The organism is Novosphingobium cyanobacteriorum (genome assembly GCF_029436685.1).
In the GTDB taxonomy this organism is placed as follows: Bacteria; Pseudomonadota; Alphaproteobacteria; order Sphingomonadales; family Sphingomonadaceae; genus Novosphingobium; species Novosphingobium cyanobacteriorum.
Genome location: NZ_JAROCY010000017.1, coordinates 24,292 through 42,365, shown reverse-complemented (window position 1 = coordinate 42,365; position 18,074 = coordinate 24,292). Strand labels below are relative to the sequence as shown.

Annotated in this window: 20 protein-coding genes and 1 tRNA gene; 14 read left to right on the top strand and 7 right to left on the bottom strand. The window is 65.0% G+C overall.

Annotated features, from left to right (window positions below; genetic code table 11):
* Positions 1 to 173: 173 nt before the first annotated feature.
* The 4 genes from POM99_RS16600 (at position 174) to POM99_RS16585 (ending at position 3,554) form a co-directional block, all read left to right on the top strand.
* Positions 174 to 956, top strand: coding sequence for a sulfite exporter TauE/SafE family protein (locus POM99_RS16600; RefSeq protein ID WP_277279601.1), 783 nt, complete (start codon positions 174 to 176; stop codon positions 954 to 956).
* Complete coding sequence (locus POM99_RS16595) at positions 953 to 1,705, top strand: alpha/beta fold hydrolase (RefSeq protein WP_277279600.1); 753 nt, start codon at positions 953 to 955, stop codon at positions 1,703 to 1,705. Before POM99_RS16600 ends, POM99_RS16595 begins: the two co-directional genes overlap by 4 nt.
* Positions 1,706 to 1,782: 77 nt before the next feature.
* Entirely contained in the window at positions 1,783 to 2,316 is a 534-nt protein-coding gene (locus POM99_RS16590) for a YbjN domain-containing protein (protein ID WP_277279599.1), read from the top strand.
* A 71-nt stretch (positions 2,317 to 2,387) separates the two neighbouring features.
* Positions 2,388 to 3,554: a glycosyltransferase family protein gene (locus POM99_RS16585; protein ID WP_277279598.1), complete on the top strand. Its 1,167-nt coding sequence runs from the start codon at positions 2,388 to 2,390 to the stop codon at positions 3,552 to 3,554.
* Positions 3,555 to 3,780: 226 nt separating this feature from the next.
* Here the strand turns inward: POM99_RS16585 and POM99_RS16580 are convergent, their stop codons facing one another.
* Positions 3,781 to 3,906 (bottom strand): hypothetical protein, encoded by a 126-nt coding sequence (locus POM99_RS16580; protein WP_277279597.1) that lies wholly within the window; start codon positions 3,904 to 3,906, stop codon positions 3,781 to 3,783.
* A 162-nt stretch (positions 3,907 to 4,068) separates the two neighbouring features.
* On the opposite strand from POM99_RS16580, the gene POM99_RS16575 reads away from it, so the two are divergent.
* The 6 genes from POM99_RS16575 to rplI all read left to right on the top strand — a co-directional run bounded on the left by POM99_RS16575 (position 4,069) and on the right by rplI (position 8,355).
* The gene (locus POM99_RS16575; protein ID WP_277279596.1) at positions 4,069 to 4,950 is read left to right on the top strand and encodes a glycosyltransferase; all 882 of its coding nucleotides are present in this window, start codon (positions 4,069 to 4,071) and stop codon (positions 4,948 to 4,950) included.
* A 143-nt stretch (positions 4,951 to 5,093) separates the two neighbouring features.
* Positions 5,094 to 5,615: a PilZ domain-containing protein gene (locus POM99_RS16570; protein WP_277279595.1), complete on the top strand. Its 522-nt coding sequence runs from the start codon at positions 5,094 to 5,096 to the stop codon at positions 5,613 to 5,615.
* A 216-nt stretch (positions 5,616 to 5,831) separates the two neighbouring features.
* The gene (locus POM99_RS16565; RefSeq protein ID WP_277279594.1) at positions 5,832 to 7,007 is read left to right on the top strand and encodes an acyltransferase family protein; all 1,176 of its coding nucleotides are present in this window, start codon (positions 5,832 to 5,834) and stop codon (positions 7,005 to 7,007) included.
* Between the two features lie 151 nt (positions 7,008 to 7,158).
* The gene (rpsF, locus tag POM99_RS16560) at positions 7,159 to 7,521 is read left to right on the top strand and encodes a 30S ribosomal protein S6 (RefSeq protein WP_277279593.1); all 363 of its coding nucleotides are present in this window, start codon (positions 7,159 to 7,161) and stop codon (positions 7,519 to 7,521) included.
* Between the two features lie 3 nt (positions 7,522 to 7,524).
* The gene (gene rpsR / locus POM99_RS16555; RefSeq protein ID WP_169492015.1) at positions 7,525 to 7,749 is read left to right on the top strand and encodes a 30S ribosomal protein S18; all 225 of its coding nucleotides are present in this window, start codon (positions 7,525 to 7,527) and stop codon (positions 7,747 to 7,749) included.
* A gap of 12 nt (positions 7,750 to 7,761) precedes the next feature.
* Positions 7,762 to 8,355 (top strand): 50S ribosomal protein L9, encoded by a 594-nt coding sequence (gene rplI, locus POM99_RS16550; protein ID WP_277279592.1) that lies wholly within the window; start codon positions 7,762 to 7,764, stop codon positions 8,353 to 8,355.
* Positions 8,356 to 8,477: 122 nt separating this feature from the next.
* Here the strand turns inward: rplI and POM99_RS16545 are convergent, their stop codons facing one another.
* Positions 8,478 to 11,081, bottom strand: a complete 2,604-nt coding sequence (locus POM99_RS16545; protein ID WP_277279591.1) for a calcium-binding protein — start codon at positions 11,079 to 11,081, stop codon at positions 8,478 to 8,480.
* Positions 11,082 to 11,356: 275 nt separating this feature from the next.
* On the opposite strand from POM99_RS16545, the gene POM99_RS16540 reads away from it, so the two are divergent.
* On the top strand, positions 11,357 to 12,694 hold the full coding sequence (locus POM99_RS16540) for an adenylate/guanylate cyclase domain-containing protein (protein ID WP_277279590.1): 1,338 nt from the start codon (positions 11,357 to 11,359) through the stop codon (positions 12,692 to 12,694).
* Positions 12,695 to 12,715: 21 nt separating this feature from the next.
* On the opposite strand, the gene POM99_RS16535 is transcribed toward POM99_RS16540, so the two are convergent.
* The 5 genes from POM99_RS16535 to aroA all read right to left on the bottom strand — a co-directional run bounded on the left by POM99_RS16535 (position 12,716) and on the right by aroA (position 16,354).
* Positions 12,716 to 13,732, bottom strand: a complete 1,017-nt coding sequence (locus tag POM99_RS16535) for an alpha/beta fold hydrolase (RefSeq protein WP_277279589.1) — start codon at positions 13,730 to 13,732, stop codon at positions 12,716 to 12,718.
* A 99-nt stretch (positions 13,733 to 13,831) separates the two neighbouring features.
* Positions 13,832 to 14,173: a hypothetical protein gene (locus POM99_RS16530; protein WP_277279588.1), complete on the bottom strand. Its 342-nt coding sequence runs from the start codon at positions 14,171 to 14,173 to the stop codon at positions 13,832 to 13,834.
* Between the two features lie 8 nt (positions 14,174 to 14,181).
* Entirely contained in the window at positions 14,182 to 14,805 is a 624-nt protein-coding gene (locus POM99_RS16525; RefSeq protein ID WP_277279587.1) for a (d)CMP kinase, read from the bottom strand.
* Positions 14,802 to 15,053, bottom strand: a complete 252-nt coding sequence (locus POM99_RS16520; protein WP_277279586.1) for a CBU_0592 family membrane protein — start codon at positions 15,051 to 15,053, stop codon at positions 14,802 to 14,804. The genes POM99_RS16525 and POM99_RS16520 overlap by 4 nt, the downstream gene beginning before the upstream one ends.
* The gene (gene aroA / locus POM99_RS16515) at positions 15,050 to 16,354 is read right to left on the bottom strand and encodes a 3-phosphoshikimate 1-carboxyvinyltransferase (RefSeq protein ID WP_277279658.1); all 1,305 of its coding nucleotides are present in this window, start codon (positions 16,352 to 16,354) and stop codon (positions 15,050 to 15,052) included. The genes POM99_RS16520 and aroA overlap by 4 nt, the downstream gene beginning before the upstream one ends.
* 215 nt (positions 16,355 to 16,569) lie before the next feature.
* Between aroA and POM99_RS16510 the strand changes: the two genes are divergently transcribed.
* The 3 genes from POM99_RS16510 to POM99_RS16500 all read left to right on the top strand — a co-directional run bounded on the left by POM99_RS16510 (position 16,570) and on the right by POM99_RS16500 (position 18,040).
* Positions 16,570 to 16,887, top strand: coding sequence for a TIGR02300 family protein (locus POM99_RS16510; protein ID WP_277279585.1), 318 nt, complete (start codon positions 16,570 to 16,572; stop codon positions 16,885 to 16,887).
* Between the two features lie 165 nt (positions 16,888 to 17,052).
* Positions 17,053 to 17,128: transfer RNA gene (locus POM99_RS16505), tRNA-Ala, on the top strand.
* A gap of 168 nt (positions 17,129 to 17,296) precedes the next feature.
* Positions 17,297 to 18,040 carry an enoyl-CoA hydratase/isomerase family protein gene (locus POM99_RS16500; RefSeq protein WP_277279584.1) on the top strand — a complete coding sequence of 248 codons (744 nt, stop codon included), beginning with the start codon at positions 17,297 to 17,299 and terminating at the stop codon, positions 18,038 to 18,040.
* Positions 18,041 to 18,074: the final 34 nt, after the last annotated feature.

Genomic DNA, 18,074 nt, shown 5'->3' with positions numbered 1-18,074 from the left:
ACTCCCCGCGTTTCCGCGCGTTGGCAAACTACGGGGGGTCCTGTCCGGCTGAGGGAAACCCGCGCCAATTCAATCCATGAAGTAGAGATTTTCCCGTTGCAGGTTCCCGGCTCCCGCCGGTATGGACCGCCGCGGGGATTATGGGACCCGGCCACGGGACCACAGGGGGACGAATGCTGGAACATCTGGATCTGCTTCACGGCATCGCCGGCCTGATGGTCGGCATACTCGTGGGGCTTACCGGCGTCGGCGGGGGCTCGCTGATGACCCCGCTGCTCATCCTCATGTTCGGGATCAAGCCGGAAACCGCCGTCGGCACCGACCTGCTCTTCGCCTCGATCACCAAGATGGCCGGTTCCGCCGTGCATCACCAGCGCGAAACCGTGGACTGGCACATCATGCGCCGCCTCGCCATGGGCAGCGTGCCGGCGGCGATCGTCACGCTCATCGCCGTCTCCACATTCGGCAAGCTGGGCAAGGAAACCGGCCACGTCATCATGACCGTGCTCGGCGTGATGCTGATTGCCACCGCCGTGGCCACGCTGGCGCAGAAGAAGATCGCCGTCTTCGCCAAGAGCCATGACCGGCTCGATGATCGCGAGGCGCTGATCCCCACCGTCGCGCTTGGTGTGGGGCTTGGCGTCGCCGTGTCGATCTCCTCGGTCGGGGCGGGCGCCATCGGCGTCACCGTGCTGCTGGTGCTCTACCCTGCGCTGCGCGTGGCGCGGATCGTGGGGACGGACATTGCCCACGCCGTGCCGCTCACCCTGGTCGCCGGCTTCGGCCACTGGTTCATCGGCGATGTGGACCTGTGGCTGCTGCTCAACCTGCTGCTCGGCTCGCTGCCCGGCGCGGTCATCGGCAGCATGCTCTCCAGCCGCGCGCCCGATCACCTGCTGCGCCCTGCGCTCGCCGCCGTCCTCGTCTTCTCGGGTTGGAAGCTGCTGACGTCATGACCGAACCTGTCACCGAATTCTTCACCGGCCACGGCGGCACGCGCCTCGCGCTTCATCGCATGGGGGCAGGGCGGCCCGTCGTCCTGCTCCACGGCCTGTTCTCCTCGGCGCAGGTCAACTGGATCAAGTTCGGCACGGCGGCACAGCTCACCGCTGCCGGGTTCGAATGCCTGATGCCCGATCTGCGCGTCCACGGGCAAAGCGAGGCACCGCACGATCCCGCAGCCTATCCGGCCGATGTCCTCGCCCTCGATGCCGAAGCCCTCATCGCCCACCTGAACCTTACCGATTACGATCTCGTCGGCTTCTCGCTTGGCGCGCGCACCGCGGCGCGCAGCGTCATCCGCGGCATGCGCCCGCGCCGCCTCGTGCTGGCGGGCATGGGGCTTGAAGGGCTGGCGGGCTGGGCCAAGCGCCAGGATTTCTTCGTGGATGTAATCGATCGCTTCGGTACCATCCGCCCCGGCGATCCGGCATACGTCTCGCAGCAGTTCCTCAAGACGATGAACGTCGATCGCGTCGCCGCGCGCCTGCTCCTGGGCTCGATGGAAGACACCGCGCCCGCCGCGCTTGCCGCCATCACCATGCCCACGCTGGTCCTGTGCGGAGACAAGGACGACGACAACGGCTCGGCGGACAATCTCGCCGCCGCGCTCCTCCACGCAAGCCGCGCCACCGTGCCCGGCACGCACATGAGCAGCGTCACCGTGCCCGAAATGGGCCGTGAACTCGTGGCTTTCCTCCATTAAATAGGCGCTTGCCGCATCCCGGTCTTTGTGAGAGCCTGCGGGCAACAACAAAGACAAATTCCCGAGGATGCCCCGCCATGAAGTCGTTTCGCGACTCGATCTGCAGGATCATTGCGCCCATTGCCATGCTGGCTCCCCTGCCTGCAGTGGCCGCTCCAGCGCCTGCCGATACTGTTTCCGCCACCCGTCCCCAGTCCATCGTCGTCGCGCTCCAGGCTGCCGGCTACACCGCGCAGCTTGGCCAGGACGATGCCGGCGATCCGCTGGTGAAGGCGGATATCGGCGGCTGGCAGACGCTGGTGGTGTTCTACGATTGCAACGAGGTGACGCACGAAGGCTGCCAGTCGCTGCAGTTCAATGCGGGTTTCATGCCCGAACGCCCCTTTGGCGCCACCCAGGCCGCCGCCTTCGTGCGGGATAACCGCTTCGGTGCGGTCTCGGTCAACGACGACAAGTCGCTCAACGTCACGTGGGACGTGATCACGGGCGAGGGGATCGATCCGTCCGTCTTCGCCCTTGTGGTCAAGAGCTACCGCCTCGCGCTCGATTCCATCGGCACCCAGGTTTTCCCCGGTAAAGGCCCGATGCAGGTGGCCAGCGCCTCACGCTGAAGCAGCCTGAGCAGCATAAATCCGTTCGCATCCCTCGTGTTGAAGGGTAGTCTTCCGCGATAGGGGGACGGATGGCGCGCATACTTCTGGCATGGGAACTGGGGGGTAACAGTGGTCACGCCGCGCGTCTGGCCGCCATCTCGCGCGGCCTGCTCGATGCCGGGCACCACGTCACCCTCGCGGTGCAGCGGCCCGATGCCTTTCGCAATGCACGCGATCTGGAAGGGCGTGTTGCCCTGCGCCAGGCGCCGGTCTGGCCCGGCCTGTGGCGGCATGGCGGGGCCGATCCGCTGGGTGAACCCGCCAGCTTCGGCGATGTCCTTGCCAACCTCGGCTTCACGGACTCGGGCAGCGTGGAATACCTCCTGCGCGCATGGGATGGCCTGCTGGCCGATTGCGCACCCGATGCGCTGATCGCAGATTTCGCCCCGCTGGCGCTTCTCGCCGCGCGTGGCCACATGCCGCGCATGGCCGTGGGTACCGGCTTCACCGTGCCACCTGCGGATGGCCCGTGCTTCCCACCCTTCGCGCCCGATGCAAGGCCGCTCGTGGCAGAGCCCATGCTCCTCGACGTCATCAACCGCGCGCTCGAAAGGCTCGGCCGCCCGCAGCTTGCCCGCCTGCCAGAACTCATCGCCGCAGAGGCCATGCTCCCCGGCGCCTTTCCCCTGCTTGATCCCTACGCCGGCCGCCGCGCCGAAGCGCTGCTGCCGCCTTTCCTCTCCGGCGCAACGCCCCTGCAGCCGGGCCCACCCGGCAATGCGGTCTTTGCCTATCTCCCCGGTCTCAGGCCTGAATCCGCCGCCGCCGCCGCGCTGGCCCGTGCCGCAGGCGCAGGCCTGCGCGTCGGCCTCCATGCCCCGGGCCTTTCACCATCTCAGGCCGATGCGCTTTCCGCCACGGGGATCGGCCTGCTGGCGCATCCCTTGCCCCCTGCCGAAATCGTGCGGCAGGCCCGCCTGGTGGTCTGCGCCGGTGGGCAGGGGCTTGTGTCTCTGGCGCTGGCTGCGGGCCTCCCGCTGGCCATCGCTCCCGCCAACATCGAACAACGCCTCACCGCCCGCGCACTGGCGGCGACCGGCCTTGCCCACACGGTCTCTGCGCAGACTGACCTGACGGCACTCGCCGCCGACGAAGCCCTGCAACAGCGTGCCCGCACCGCCGCTCCGCAGTTCCGTGCGCCGGCCGCAGCGTATGAAAGCGCGGTCACGGCCCGACTAGCTGTGCTGCTCGCCTGAATTGCCATCTCGCCAAAGGGCTGACTTCCCATGTGTCACGATTTTGCAATATTAATTACCTAATGATGATCTATATTTCCGATAATATGTAATAAATAATTACATATTCAGATTTCATTCTGTATATATAGCAATATATCTCGGTAATGATAAATACTTATATTTTAAATTGGTGGTGTATTTAATCGATGCATTATTGTGAATCATGATCGTATTGTTTAGTGGATCATCGCTCACTAGGTGATGGTTCGGAAAAATGACTTCGATAATTGATGTCGATTTCTCGCTGGCGATCTACAATCGCACCGGAAAATACTTTGTCGGCCGTGATATTCTCGAAGATCAGGGTCATCTTGTTGGCTCGGTTTATTATTGGCGACTTGCCGCCAATCGTCCTCCGGTAGGACTGAGGGCGAAGTTGCTAGGACGTGCACTCGCTATCGAAGATGGTCTGCGCGCCCGCTATGGTGACAGTACTGTTGCCGCACTCCGAAGCCGGCGACCGATGTTGCATATGGACCCGTCCACCGTCGTCCACGCCGCGCTGCGCGCCAGCGACATCGTGCTGTGCCACGATCTCGGTCCGCTCACCCATCCGGAACTGTTCACCCCCGCCGTTTGCGATCTCTATCGGCGCGCCTACGCCGTTGTCTCACGCGCAGATGCCCGCATGGTCTTCGTCAGCCAGGCCTCGATGGACGCCTATCGCGATCTCTATGGCGATAACTCCGACATGCGCGTGATTTACCCCGCAATCCGCGCCGAAATCGGCGGGCAGGGGGATCCGGTCGCCATTCCCGGCCCTTTTCTGCTCACAGTCGGCAGCGTTGGCAATCGCAAGAACCAGGCGACCTCGATCGAAGCGTTTGCCCGTTCGGGCCTCCACCAGTCGGGCGTGTCCTATGTCATCTGCGGCGCGCGCGAACCCGGCGCCGATGCCGTGGCTGCGGTTGCCGCGTCCACTCCGGGCGTGATCCTGCTACCCTATGTCACCGATGCGGAACTGCAGTGGCTTTATGGCGCGGCCTCCGGCTTCGTGCTGATGAGCCGGCTCGAAGGATTCGGCGTCCCCGTGGCGGAAGCCATTGCCCGTGGCCTCGTCCCGCTTGTCACCGCGGACAGCGTGCTTGAGGAAGTGGCCGGCGAAGGCGCGCTCGTCGCGCCCTGCCACGATGCCGATGCCATCGCCGCGCAGATGAACCGTCTCGTGGCGCTCACCTCGGCAGAACGCGCCCTGCGCCAGCAGCGCTTGGCCCGATCCATCGCCCGTTTCTCACGTCAGTCCTTCGCCCAAGGCTGGTCCACCCTGATCCATGATGTGGCCGGCCGCGCGCAACTTGTTCCGGCGGGGACCGTCGCATTCCAAGGGATGCAATCTGCCAGCCAGGCCTGTTGAAAGATACTTCGGCCGACCGTCCTGCACCATCCGAGCGCCGGTGGCGCACCGACAACTGCGAATGTGCCAACGGCCTATGGTGCAAATGACAGTCCGGTGCATACCGGCATGTTATCGTCAGCAGCGATGCCTCGCCTTTGCTCATGAGGGCCTGGCAGGCATGGGGCAGAGCCGGTTCCTTTCACCTAAGATCACCCATCGCCGCCTTCGGTACGATCCCCTATGGCGTAAAACCTAATCGGGCGCCGCCGTCCTTCCCGGAACTGGTAAACACAATTGGGCGGAGACGGCGGATGAGCCTCGATTTTCACGGCGGCGATTTTGGTGGCCTGCGCCGCGCGGCCCGCATCGGCGTTGAACTTCCGGTGCGCTGCAAGCACGGACTGACACGGTCTACGGTGATGCTTAAGGATCTCACACCGTTCGGTGCGCGGATCGAAGGCATAGGGCTGCAGCGCGAAGGCGAATCCGTCACCCTGATGCTGCCGGGCCTTGACCGCGCGATGACAGCTTTCGTCGTCTGGTCGGAACCGGCCACCTCGGGCCTGGAATTCGATATCCCTTTGGATGAAGGCAATTTCGCCCGCCTAATCGCCGATTATGCCATCGGCCAGATGGAACGTGTTGAAAAGGAAAAGGCCCCGGTCCGGCGTTTCGCGGCCTGAGTGTCCGATCCGAAACTCTCGTTTCGGATGGTGCGGTGCCTGCCAGCTCACCCCGGCCCTCCACGCGAGTATCCTGAATGGATGGCCCAGTTGGACATTCGGCTGGGGAGCGGGCCGGTGCCGCCTCCGGGATCGCCCAAATAACGGACTGGACGGATGCGGTTCCGGTCCTTATCGGCGCGCAGGTTGCGCAGCGTGGCTGCGCCATTTGTCGGAATGGACCGTTCGGCAATGGCCGGGACTGAATCGAGGCTTCACCACCTGGACGCTGCGCGCGCGCTGTTCCTGCTGCTGGGAATCCCTTTTCATGTCGCCACCACGGCGATCATGATCCTCTCGCCCGAAGCGCCCGGTTTCCGTGAAGACCCGGTGATTGGCTTCTCGCTCAGCGCGATCCATTCGTTCCGCATGTTCGCCTTCTTCATGCTCTCGGGCTTCTTCGCCGCGATGATGCGTGAACGGAAGGGCCGCAGTTCCTGGCTGGCGGATCGCTGGGTGCGCATCGGCGTGCCGCTGGCAGTCAGCGTCGCCAGCCTCGCGGTGATCCAGCACCACCTCAAGGTCGGCCTGTCGGAACTGTGGGCGGGCGGGTTCCACGGATTGCCGCTCGCCTTCGAACACCTCTGGTTCCTGATCGTGCTGCTGATGTTCGTCACCAGCTATTCGATCCTGCCGGTGCGCTGGAAACTGCCGTCGGACCGCCTGCGCCGCGCGTTGTGCCTCGAAGGCATGGGCGGTGCTGCGCTGCTCGGCGTGCTGGCGCTGTGGGGCGCGGCCTTGGCGGCGATCGTCTACCTGTTCGAACTGCAGGACAACGAAGCCTTCTTCGAACACCAGCTGACCATTCGCTATATGCAGTATGCACCCGGCTTCCTGCTGGGCGCGATGGCGTGGCACTGGCGCGTGGGCGCGCGCATGTTCAACCTGCCGCTGCGGGCGCACCTGCTCACCACGGCTGGGCTGCTGGCGGTCCACCTCTGGCTGGAACCGATGTTCCGGCCGGCGCTGGGCCTGCCGATGGAGATCGATCCGCCGCTGCGCCTGCTCGATGGTGCGGTGATGCAGCCGCTCGGGCTGCTGCTGTCGCTGCTCGCCTTCCGCCTGCTCGCCCGCGTCGCCAACCGGCCCAGCCGTGCCATCGCCTTCCTCGTCGAAGGCGCAATGGCGATCTACCTGTTCCACATGACGTGGGCGATGGTCACCGTCACCCTGCTTGCGCGCTTCCTGCCCGGTGCGCCGCTGCCGGTGGCGCAATGGCTGGCAGCCTCGGCGCTGGTGCTGGCCATGTCCACTCTGTGCTTCCTCCTCGTGCGCCGCCAGCCCCTGCTTGCGCTGGCCTTCTGCGGCACCCGCCTCGCGCGCCCTGCCGCAGGACGCGAAGCCACGGCGTGAGGCTTTCCCCAATCACTTCTTGCATTCGGCGGGAATCTCGCTAAGGGCCACCGCTTCCGCACACCTTGCGGGAATTGAAGAAAGCCGGAGGGGCCCCGCAATCCCGCGGATCAGCCAGCGATCGGTTAGTTAGATAAAAGGACGCGAAAGCATGCCGCTTTACGAGCATGTGTTTCTGGCGCGCCAGGATCTGAGCCAGGCTCAGGTTGATGCGCTTGCCGCCACCGCCACCGAGATCGTCGAGAGCAACAACGGCAAGGTCACCAAGACCGAAACCTGGGGCCTCCGTTCGCTGGCTTACAAGATCCAGAAGAACCGCAAGGCGCACTTCGTGATGCTGAACATCGAAGCTCCGGGCGACACCATCGCCGAGCTCGAGCGTCAGACCCAGATCAACGAAGACGTGATCCGCTACATGACCATCCGCGTCGACGAGCACGAAGCTGGCCCGTCGGTGATGATGCGCAAGAATGACCGCGAGCGCAGCCGCCGCCGCGAACGCGAAGGGGAATAAGACATGGCTCGTCCGTTTTTCCGTCGCCGCAAGAGCTGCCCGTTCTCGGGCAAGAACGCGCCCAAGATCGACTACAAGGACGTGCGCCTGCTGCAGGGCTTCATGTCTGAACGTGGCAAGATCGTGCCGTCGCGCATCACCGCCGTCTCGGCGAAGAAGCAGCGTGAGCTGGGCCAGGCGATCAAGCGCGCCCGGCACATCGGCCTCCTGCCCTACATCGTGAAGTAAGGAGCGCCCGCCATGCAGATCATCCTGCTCGAACGCATCGAGAAGCTGGGCACCATTGGCGACGAAGTCACCGTCAAGGACGGCTACGCGCGCAACTACCTGCTGCCCAACAAGAAGGCGCTGCGCGCCAACGACGCCAACCGCAAGGTCTTCGAAGCCAACCGCGCCCGCATCGAGGCCGACAACGCCGCTCGCCGCGACGAAGCCGGCAAGGAAGCGGGCAACGTTGAAGGCAAGGAAGTGGTGCTGATCCGCGCCTCGTCCAACGCCGGTCAGCTCTATGGTTCGGTCTCGGTGCGCGATATCGTCGACGCGCTGGTGGCGCAGGGCGCCAAGGTGACCAAGTCGATGATCGTGCTGGAACGCCCGATCAAGACGATCGGCGTGTTCGACGTGCGCGTTTCGCTGCACCCCGAAGTGGTCGTCGGCGTCAAGGTCAACGTCGCCCGCTCGCCCGACGAAGCCGAACTGCAGTCGCAGGGCGTCAACGTCATCGACGCGATGTTCGAGACTGACGAAGGTGGCTTTACCGAAGCCTATGACCCGAATGCCGAGCCGGGCGAAATCCCGGCTGAGCTGCTGGAAGAGGGTGAGGCGGAAGCCTGATCCTTCACCCGCAAGGGCTGCAAGACAAAGGGGGCGCTCCTGTTTGGGGGCGCCCTTTTTGCTGGGCTGGATCTTTTACGAACGTACCCACAGGCGATATGGTGAGTTTTGCGGATATCCTTTTATATCAAAAGGATATCCGATGCGCTGAGAGCGGGCAGGTTGGTGAGTGTGGCGATCAGGATCGCGCCGGCCGAGCCCGCCGTATTGCCGCCCACGTCATAATAGAGCGCGCCGGTGGTGGTGTTGTAGACGAGCACGTCATCGGCATCGTGGGCGCGGACTGCACCAGCGGCGGCGAAGAATTCCCCGGCTTCGAGCGTGGGGCCGATCGCGGTGAAGGCGGACTTGGCGAAGGCGAGCTTGTCCGTCCCGTGGACGAAATCGGTGATCACGTCGCGGCTGGAGGCCAGCGCGGAATCGAACACGAGACGGTCCGCCCCGTCCCCCCCGGTAAGCGTATCGCGCCCTGCTCCGCCGTTCAGCACATCGGCGCCGAGGCCACCGAGCAGCACGTCCTTGCCATCGTTGCCTGACAGCGCGTCATTCCCCGCGCCGCCATCGAGATAGTCGGCGCTGTTGCGCTGCAGGCTCTGCGTGGAGAAGGCGACATCGCTGATCCAAACGGCCTGATCGGTGGTGCCGCCGTTTTCATAAAGGATGGTGATGCGCTGCACCGGCCCGGCCACGCGCACCAGCACCGAGCCGGCAGCATCATTCTGCAGATCGGTGCTGTTGCCCGCGGTGATGGTATTGCCGGAAATGGTATCGTTGCCCGCAGCGACGAGGGTGACGGGCACTTCCTGCCCCGCGGCATTGAAAGCGCGCACGGTGAGCACGTCGACATGCCCGCCCGTGTCGATATCGTTGATGCGGAAGACCACGTCGCGCGCGTCGAAGGCCGCGCCGGTGCGCCTGGTGAAGGTGAGATCGAGCGTTCCGACCGGGGAATCGTCCACCCCGGCGAATTCCAGCGACGAGGCGGCGGAGAGTCCGCCGTCGCCCGTTTCGACATAGACGGGATCGGTCGAGACATCGGCATAGGAGAAGCCGATCCCCTGCGTGAGCGCGACGGTGACCGCCGCTTCGCCGGTCACCTGGGTAAAGCCGGTGCCAATGGTGACGGTGTCATCCGCAAAATCGGTCCACGACAGGTGCTCGGAATAGTCGACGGCGCCGGTGGCATCACCCACCAGCACATCGTTGCCATCACCGCCCAGCAGTCGATCCTTCCCGGCACCGCCGGTGAGCGAATCGTTGCCGCCTTCGCCCTGCAGCACATCGCCGCCGCCGCCGCCATCGAGGGTATCGGCAGATGCGCCCGCCTTGAGGACATCGGCACCGCCGCCACCCTTGATCACGTCAATTCCGGCACTGCCGACAAGCTTGTTGCCAAGGCCATTGCCCGTCAGTTCGGCAAAGGCGACGTTGATATCGAGCGTCACCGCCGGCTTTGCCTTAAGCGGGCTGCCGGTTTCGGAGACCCTGATCTTCACATCGAGATCGGGATGCCCTTCGAAATCGAGCGCTGCGCCCTTGCGCAGGTAAAGCATGCCATTTTCGATCTCGAACAGTTTGGCATCGGCGCCGCTGAGCACATAGTTGAGCGTGTTGGTGGTCTCGTCCGGATCGTCCACCGGCACCGCGCCAAGGAGGACGCGGCCATCGCGAGCGGCATGTTCCAGCAGGGTGAACGGCGCGGACATGCCCGGTGCGGAGATGATCGCCGGCTGTTCGTTGACGTTGTCGACCTCGATCCGCACGACATCTGCGGCAAGGCCGCCGACGCCATCGTTGTAGCTGACCTGGACGTAGAATTCCCGGAAGAGTTCGTAGTTCAGCGCCTTGGCCAGCACGATCTGGCCCTGCGCGTTGACCGTGAACGGGGCCTCGCTTCCGGTGAGCGTGACTAGCGAGCCATCGGCGCGCACGCCCTTGGCGACGAACGAGGTGATGGAGGGCAACTGGCCCGGCAGGTTGCGCAGGCCCAGCTGGCCGACGACCCGCCCCACGGTGGCGTTTTCAGGCAGGTAGGCATCGACATCAAGATGACGGCCGTTGAGCGTCAAGCCGGTGGAGGCGGAGGACTGCACTTCGGACAGCAGCCAATCGCCATCGGCAAAGCGGAACTGCGCCGGAAAACTGGCCGACGTGATGATGAGGTCGGTGCCATCGGGGCTGCCGCTGCGCAGATCGTGCAGGGTGATTTCATAACCGGTGGGATTGCCGCCACCATAGGGATCGGACCCGGTGCCGACCACGGTAATATCGTAGTCCGACCGTTTGCCCGAAAACACGGTGGTGGCATCGCCACGCACGGTATCATCGCCCGCGCCCGGCAGCGCAAAGCCACCGACAGTGCTGGTGAAGTCATCGGCGGAGGCGGTGCCGCGATCGACCACCACGCCATCATCGGAAACGCCGATCACCAGCGTGCGGGTGACACTGGCTCCGCTGCCGGCGGTGGCCTTTACCGAAACGGTGAAGCTGCTGGCATGATCGAAATCGAGCAGTGCACCTTCCGTGAGGCGCAGGCGATTGCCATCCAGGAAAACGGCGCCGCCGGCATCATCGAGCAAGGTATAGGTGAAACCGCTGCCACCTGCCGCCAGGCTGGCGCCGAGCAGGCCGATGGACGTGCCACCGCCGGACGATTCCGCGATCGTGGCATTCGCAGCGACACCATCGGCAAGGCTGCCGTTCAGAAAAATCGAGTCAACGGCCATGGTCCCCACCAGTTAGCTGTGTGTGGGCGCTGTTTAACACGGCGATTGGTCATCGCAACGTGCACGGTTACTTTGTTTTCACCTACGTTATTGTTTTATTACAGGTATTTATTGGAAATCAGACTTTTTGGTGGGGCGCTCGAGGTGATTTCGCGCGGCGTTTTGCGGTCGGTTGGGGGGAAAGCGGGACAACAGGTGGCGCAGCCAACGGACGGGTTGTTTGGACCCCAGGCTTACGTTCCGGCAAGGTCTGGCGTGTTATGGCAGGATGCGCCGTGGCTTTGCCAGGGGCGGCGATGGGGTGCGGGATGGATATCGAGGAGCAGCCGGGGGTGTTCAGCCGATTTGCCGACCGGGAGACCGAGGCGCGATACAACCTGCGCGCGCGCACGCTGCGGCGGCCGTTCGTGCGGGTTTACGGCGCCATCTTCATGCTGGTGGCGCTGGCCTATTCGATCGTGAACCCGATCTACCTGCAGCCGACGGAGAACGCGACGCTGGCAGTATTGCTGGGCGCGGCGCTGCTGGTGTGCGGAGGCTATATCGCGGCGACATTCTGGGACGACTATGTCCGCCACCCGATCATCGATTTTGCCGCGCTTCTGGTGCTGGCATTGCTGGTGGGGCGGATCAACGTGGTGCTGTTCGAGCATCTGGACGGCCAGGTGAGCACGCTGCACGCGGTGGGAGTGATCAACCGGCTGGTGATCACGAGCTTTGCCGCGGTGACGCTGGCCGGGCGGCCGCAGCTGTTCCTGGCGTGGCTGGGGTGCGATGCGCTGGGCTGGATCGGGCAGGTGGCGACCGGGCAGCCGGAGCTTTCGGCGCTGGTCTATGCCATACTGAGCTATTGCAGCGGCGCGCTGATCATGATCGCGGTGAACTTTGCGGTGGGACGCACGAGCCGTTCCGCCTTCAAGCTGGCCGACCAGCTGGACGCCGAGCGCGCGCGCAACGAGGAGCTGGTGCTCAACATGCTGCCACCCGCAGCGGTGGACCGCATCCGCAGCGGTTTGCTGGTGGCGGATGCCTATGCCGACGCGAGCGTGATCTTCATCGACATGGTTGGCTTTTCCAACCTGGCCAAGCGGGTCTCTCCCGGGCATCTGGTGGAGTTGCTGAATACCTTCTTCAACCATGCCGACGCCTGCGCGCGTGAGCTGGGGGTGGAGAAGGTGAAGACCGTGGGCGACGCCTACCTCGCCATTGCCGGGGGCAACGTGCCCAGCGGCAACAGCGCTGACGCGGCGATTGCCTTTGCCCGCGCGGTGATTGCCGGGGTGGCTGAAATGGGCCGCCTGGGCGGCGTGGACGTGGCGCTGCGTGCCGGCATCCATTCCGGGCCGGTGGTCGGCGGGGTGATTGGCGCGACACGCATGGCCTATGATTACTGGGGCGATACGGTGAACATCGCCGCGCGCATCGAAGGCACAGCCGAGCCCAACGGCATCGCCATTTCGGAAAGCACCTGGCTGCGCGCAAAGGACCGCAGCGGCTTTGGGCCGCCACGATTGATCACGTTGAAGGGCGTGGGCGACGTGGGCGTGTTCCACTGCGCGCCGGTGGTGATCGAGGCGGAAGAGGGGGCAGAAGAAAGCGCTGCGGCGGCCTGAACCGCCGCAGCACGGGTTGAATCAGTTGCTTGGGATGCTCGACGTCGCTTGGGCAAGTGCGGCGTGGTAGATGCCGTCTGACATGGGCGTGGCACCGAGAACGAAGCGGTTGGGCACTTTGCCACCATCCTGCGGCGCGCGATTCGGGTAATCGCTGCGGTCAAGCCCGGCATTGAGCGTGAGCACGACATCGTCCCAGAATGCGCGCTGGTCGAAATAGAAGCTGTGTGAAGGCGAAGGATCGAGGCTGTCGCGAATGGTGGGTGGCAGCGCTTCGAACACGCCGGTGCAGTTTACTTCAACCATTGGGCGCGGGGAATCGTCTGGCAGTCCGACGCGGCCAATGCGCGGGGCCAGAGCCAGGCGCTTCACGTTCGAAGCGAGCAGCGCCTTGTCGCGCCGGTTGGTATAGCATGTGAGCCGTCCGGCGTGTTCGACGAAGGCCTTGGCAGTGGCGTGTTCGGCCGAAAACACGGTGTGATCGACATCGCCAGACACGAGCAGGACCTGGCCTACGCGCCAGCCTTTCGGCACATCCTGATAGGCGTTGGTGAAGGCCTGCTGTGTGACGAAAGCGCCCATCGAATGTGCCATGACGTGAACGTTGATGGTGCAGTCCTTGGCCTGCCGATCCTGCAATACGCTGATGGCGGACCGGATCATCTTGCTGGCCGCATCGCGAGCGTCCTCCCGGTCGGGCAGATAGGCGAAGACAAGGCCGTCGGAGGGCCAGTCATAGCTGATGACCACCCCTTTCCACCCGCTGGCACGCAGGCTGGAGGCGCAATTGTGGTGGAATTTGAGCGCCTCGGCGGAATCGACGTTAAACCCGTGGACCAGAAACAGGATGTCGCCGGTACGGACGACCCGATCGGGGTTCTTCATTGCAATGGGTGGGAACTGGGCGATGACACGACTTGCCCAAGCGCTGAGCCCCAGTTGGGTCGGCGCAGCGGCACCATCCTCGATCACCAGATAGCGTGGTGCGGTCCGCCGCTTGGGATTGCGGGGATCGCGCAGTGAAATCATGAAATCCATGGCCCGTCCTCCTCGTTTGAGCGAGGAGGATGGGATCACATTCCGGCGACCGTTACGAGACGAATATACGTAGTTTTACTGCCATATTGGCAGGGGCGATCAGCGCTGCTTCTTCGAAATCGGCGCAGTGAAATCGGGGTCCTTGTTGGCCACCCAGTCAACGAACTTGCGGATTGCCGGATTGGCCAGCAGCGCTTCGACATCCAGCCCGTGACGCTGCAGTTCGGAATTGGTAAAGTTGGCGGTCAGCGTCTGCTGGCAGATGCCGTGCATGGGCACGACATCGCGCCCGCCGCGGCTCTTGGGCACGGGATGGTGCCAGACTATGGTGGAGCCGGTTGGGCGGCCGCAGAGCCAGCAAGGCACGGGCGGGGGCGCTTCGGCCTCGTCCGGTTCTTCGGCCCAATCATTGCGGCTGTGTTTGGAATGCTTGCGGGCCATGGCGTGCCTTACCGTGCCAACTGCTTTTCGACCAGCGCGATCGCAGCGGCAACGGCGGCTTCGCGGCCAAGCGCGCTGGTATCGAGCAGGGCGGCGCCGGGGGCCTGGACCAGCGGGGCGGTGGCGCGGGTGCGGTCGCGCTCGTCACGCGCGGCGAGGTCGGCTTCAATCGCTTCGCGGGTCACGTCCTCGCCACGCTTTCTCATCTCCATGAAGCGGCGCAGGGCGCGCGCCGCCACGCTGGCGGTGACGAAGAGCTTGGCGTGGGCATGGGGGGCGATGACGGTGGCGATGTCGCGCCCGTCGAGCACCGCGCCGCCGGGCTGGTTGGCGAAGGCCTGCTGCCGGGCGAGCAGCGCGGTGCGCACGGCGGGGTGGACCGAGACGCGGCTGGCGAGGCCGCCGGTGGCTTCGCTGCGCAGTTCGGGATCGTTGAGCAGGCCTTCGGGAAAGGTGGTGGCGGCGAGCGCGCTTGCCGGATCGTCGGGGTTGCCGCCATCGAGGAAGACCTGGCGGCCAACGGCGCGGTAGAGCAGCCCGGTATCAAGATGCGGCACGCCGAAATGCGCGGCCAAGGCCTTGGCAATCGTGCCTTTTCCCGATGCGGTGGGGCCGTCGACGGCGATGATCATTTGGCGCTCCGCTGGCGGAAGGCCTTGACCAGGCCCCAGATGGCAATGGCCGCCCAGAAGAATTCCAGCACCAGGCTGGCCGGGTTCATGTTGACCATGAGCGAGACCGTGAGCAGCGCTGCGCCCGCCAGGTTCACGCCGTGCTGGGCGAAAGGGTTGGGCGTGGCAGACCGGGTAGCATAGCCATAGGCGAAGATGATGCAGGCCATGCCGAGGAAGCCGCAGGTGTTGGCGAAAGTCTCGCTCATGCGGAGCCGGTCGCTGTCGCCAGCAGGCTTTCGAACACGGGGAAGCTGGTTGCGATGGGGCGGGTGTCGTCCACTTCCACGCCGGCGCGGCTGGCGAGGCCGGCAACGGCCATGCTCATGGCGATGCGGTGATCAAGGTGAGTGACGACTTGTGCGGCAGTGGCGGTGCCGGGCAGGGGATCGCCGCCGGTGCCATCAATGATCAGGCCGTCTTCGGTCTCGGTTACGCGCGCGCCGGCAAGTTCGAGCGCGGCGCGCATGGCGGAAATGCGGTCGCTTTCCTTGACGCGCAGTTCTTCGAGGCCGGTGGTGACGGTGCGGCCCTTGGCCAGCGCGGCGGCGACGAAGAGCACGGGGAATTCATCGACCATGCTGGGCACGACCGCGGGATCGACGTTGATGCCGGTGAGGGCGGAGGCGCGCACGCGCAGGTCGGCCACGGGCTCTCCGCCCACGTCGCGCGGGTTCAGTTCCTCGATGCTGCCGCCCATGGCGCGCAGCATATCGAACAGCGCGGCGCGGGTGGGGTTGAGACCGACGTTCTCGATCACCAGGTCCGAGCCCGGAACGATCAGCGCGGCCACGACGAAGAAGGCGGCGGAGGAGGGATCGCCCGGAACCTCGATCACCTGCGGCTTGAGGTCCGCCTCGCCCACAATGCGGATGGTGCGGGTGCCGGCGGAGTCCACCTCCACCGAAAGGTCCGCGCCGAAGCCGCGCAGCATGCGTTCGGAATGGTCGCGCGTGGGCACCGGTTCGATCACGGTGGTGACGCCGGGGGTGTTGAGCCCGGCGAGCAGGATCGCGCTCTTCACCTGGGCCGAGGCGACGGGCAGGCAGTATTCGATCGGCACCGCAGGGAAGGCGCCGCGCAGGGTGAGGGGCAGGCGGCCACCGGGCGCAGCCGTGAATTCCGCACCTATCTGCGAAAGCGGATCGATCACCCGGCTCATCGGCCGCTTTGACAGCGAAGCATCGCCGGTGAAGGTGGCGGTGATCGGGTGGCTGGAGACGAGGCCCATGAGCAGGCGGGTGGAAGTGCCGGAATTGCCCATGTCGAGCGCCTGCTGCGGTTGCAGCAGGCTGCCCACGCCGACGCCGTCGACTGTCCATTCGCCACTGTCATGCCGTTCGATCGTGGCGCCCATCGCGCGCATCGCGGCGGCGGTGGAGAGCACGTCCTCGCCTTCCAGCAGGCCGGTCACGCGCGTGCGCCCGACCGCGAGCGCGCCGAGCATGATCGAGCGGTGGCTGATCGACTTGTCCCCCGGAACGCGGATGCGACCGGTGAGCGGGCCCATGGCGGCGAAGCGGCGCGGGGTGGCGGATGCGGTATCGTGGGCGGACAACGTCAGGATTCTTTCGCGTGCGGCGGATATGAAAGCGCGCGGGCTTTTGACAGCGCGTTGCCGCTATGGCAAGGCGCGCGCTCTCTTGATTCCGCCGTCATGCGGAACCATCAAGTGTGCAGCTTTTCCGCCCGGTGCATCCACCGGGCAAGACTTGAGGAATTTTCATGGTCAAGCCTGAATGGGGCGCCAAGCACAGCTGCCCGAAGTGTGGCACCCGCTTCTATGACCTGGGCAAGGACGACCCGGTCACCTGCGTCGAGTGCAAGTATGCCTGGCAGCCGGAACCGGTGCTCAAGTCGAAGCAGCCGATCCCGTACGAAGAGATCCAGAAGGAGAAGGTCGAGGCCGATCCCGACGTTGATCTGGCGGACGAGGATCTGGACATCGACGAGGACGGCGATTCGCCCGACAACGACGTGGACCTGGGTGGCGACGACGACCTGGGCGTGGCCGGGCACGACGGCGAAGACGAAGAAATCTGACATCTTTTGCCGGGGCCGCGCGCGCAGGCGGCGGCCCCGGCGAGAAAATTCCGGCCGGCGAATTTTTCATCTTGCCAGCCGAATGGGCCTCCCCTAAAGGCCCGGCTCCCGGCGGCGAACACCGCCGGAAAGGCCGCCTCCCAGGGCAGCCTTGATGAAATGAATGGGGCCTTAGCTCAGCTGGGAGAGCGCCTGCATGGCATGCAGGAGGTCAGCGGTTCGATCCCGCTAGGCTCCACCATTTCTCTACTTTTTCCTGACATCGTTGAATGCGTGCCGGTGCTGGCCTGATGGCTTTGTGCGCGGCTCCGGATAGCCTTGCTCCGCTCGCCGCGACGGTCAGGCGGCAAGGCCCGCTTGCGCTCCCTGTACCTCGTGGCATGAGGAACTGAAGCAAGGGGCCAGATACATGATAGCCATTTCCATCGATGGGCCAATCGCGACCATCGCGTTCGATTCGCCGCGCACGCGCAATGCGCTGAACATGGCGGGCTGGCGGGCACTGGCCGATGCGGTGGAGCACGTGGCGGCCAGTGACGCGCGGGCGCTGGTGCTGCGCTCGGCCACGGCGGGGATGTTCTGTTCGGGATCGGACCTGAAGGAAATCGCCGCGCTGGCCGATCACCCCGATCGGCGCGTGCCCTTCCGGCAGGCGATGCGGGCGGCGATGGAGCCTTTGGCCAGCCTGCCGATTGCCACGGTGGCGGTGGTGGAAGGTGATTGCTTTGGTGCGGGCGTGGCGCTGGCGCTGGCCTGTGACATGCGCGTGGCGGCACCGGGCGCGGTGTTTGCGGTGACTCCGGCGAAGCTGGGCATCACCTATCCGCAAGAGGATGTGGCGCGGCTGGTGGCGCTGGTCGGCCGCGGGCAGGCCGCGCGGCTGCTGTATGGCGCGGGGCCGGTGGACGCGGCGGAAGCGGCGCGGATCGGGCTGGCCGAAATCGTGGCGGAAGACCCGATGGCGGCGGCGCTTGCCTGGGCGCGGGCCGCAGCGTCCAATGCGCCAGGCAGCGTGGCCAGCCTGAAGGCGATGGTGCAGGCCGATTATTGCGACGAAGCCTTTGATGAAGCGTTCGATTCGGCCTTTGCCGGGGCGCATTTTCGCGAAGGGCTGGTCGCGTTCCGGGATAGACGGCGGCCCGTGTTTACCTGATCGTTGGGTAACCCCCGCGATTGACGCGCGTCAC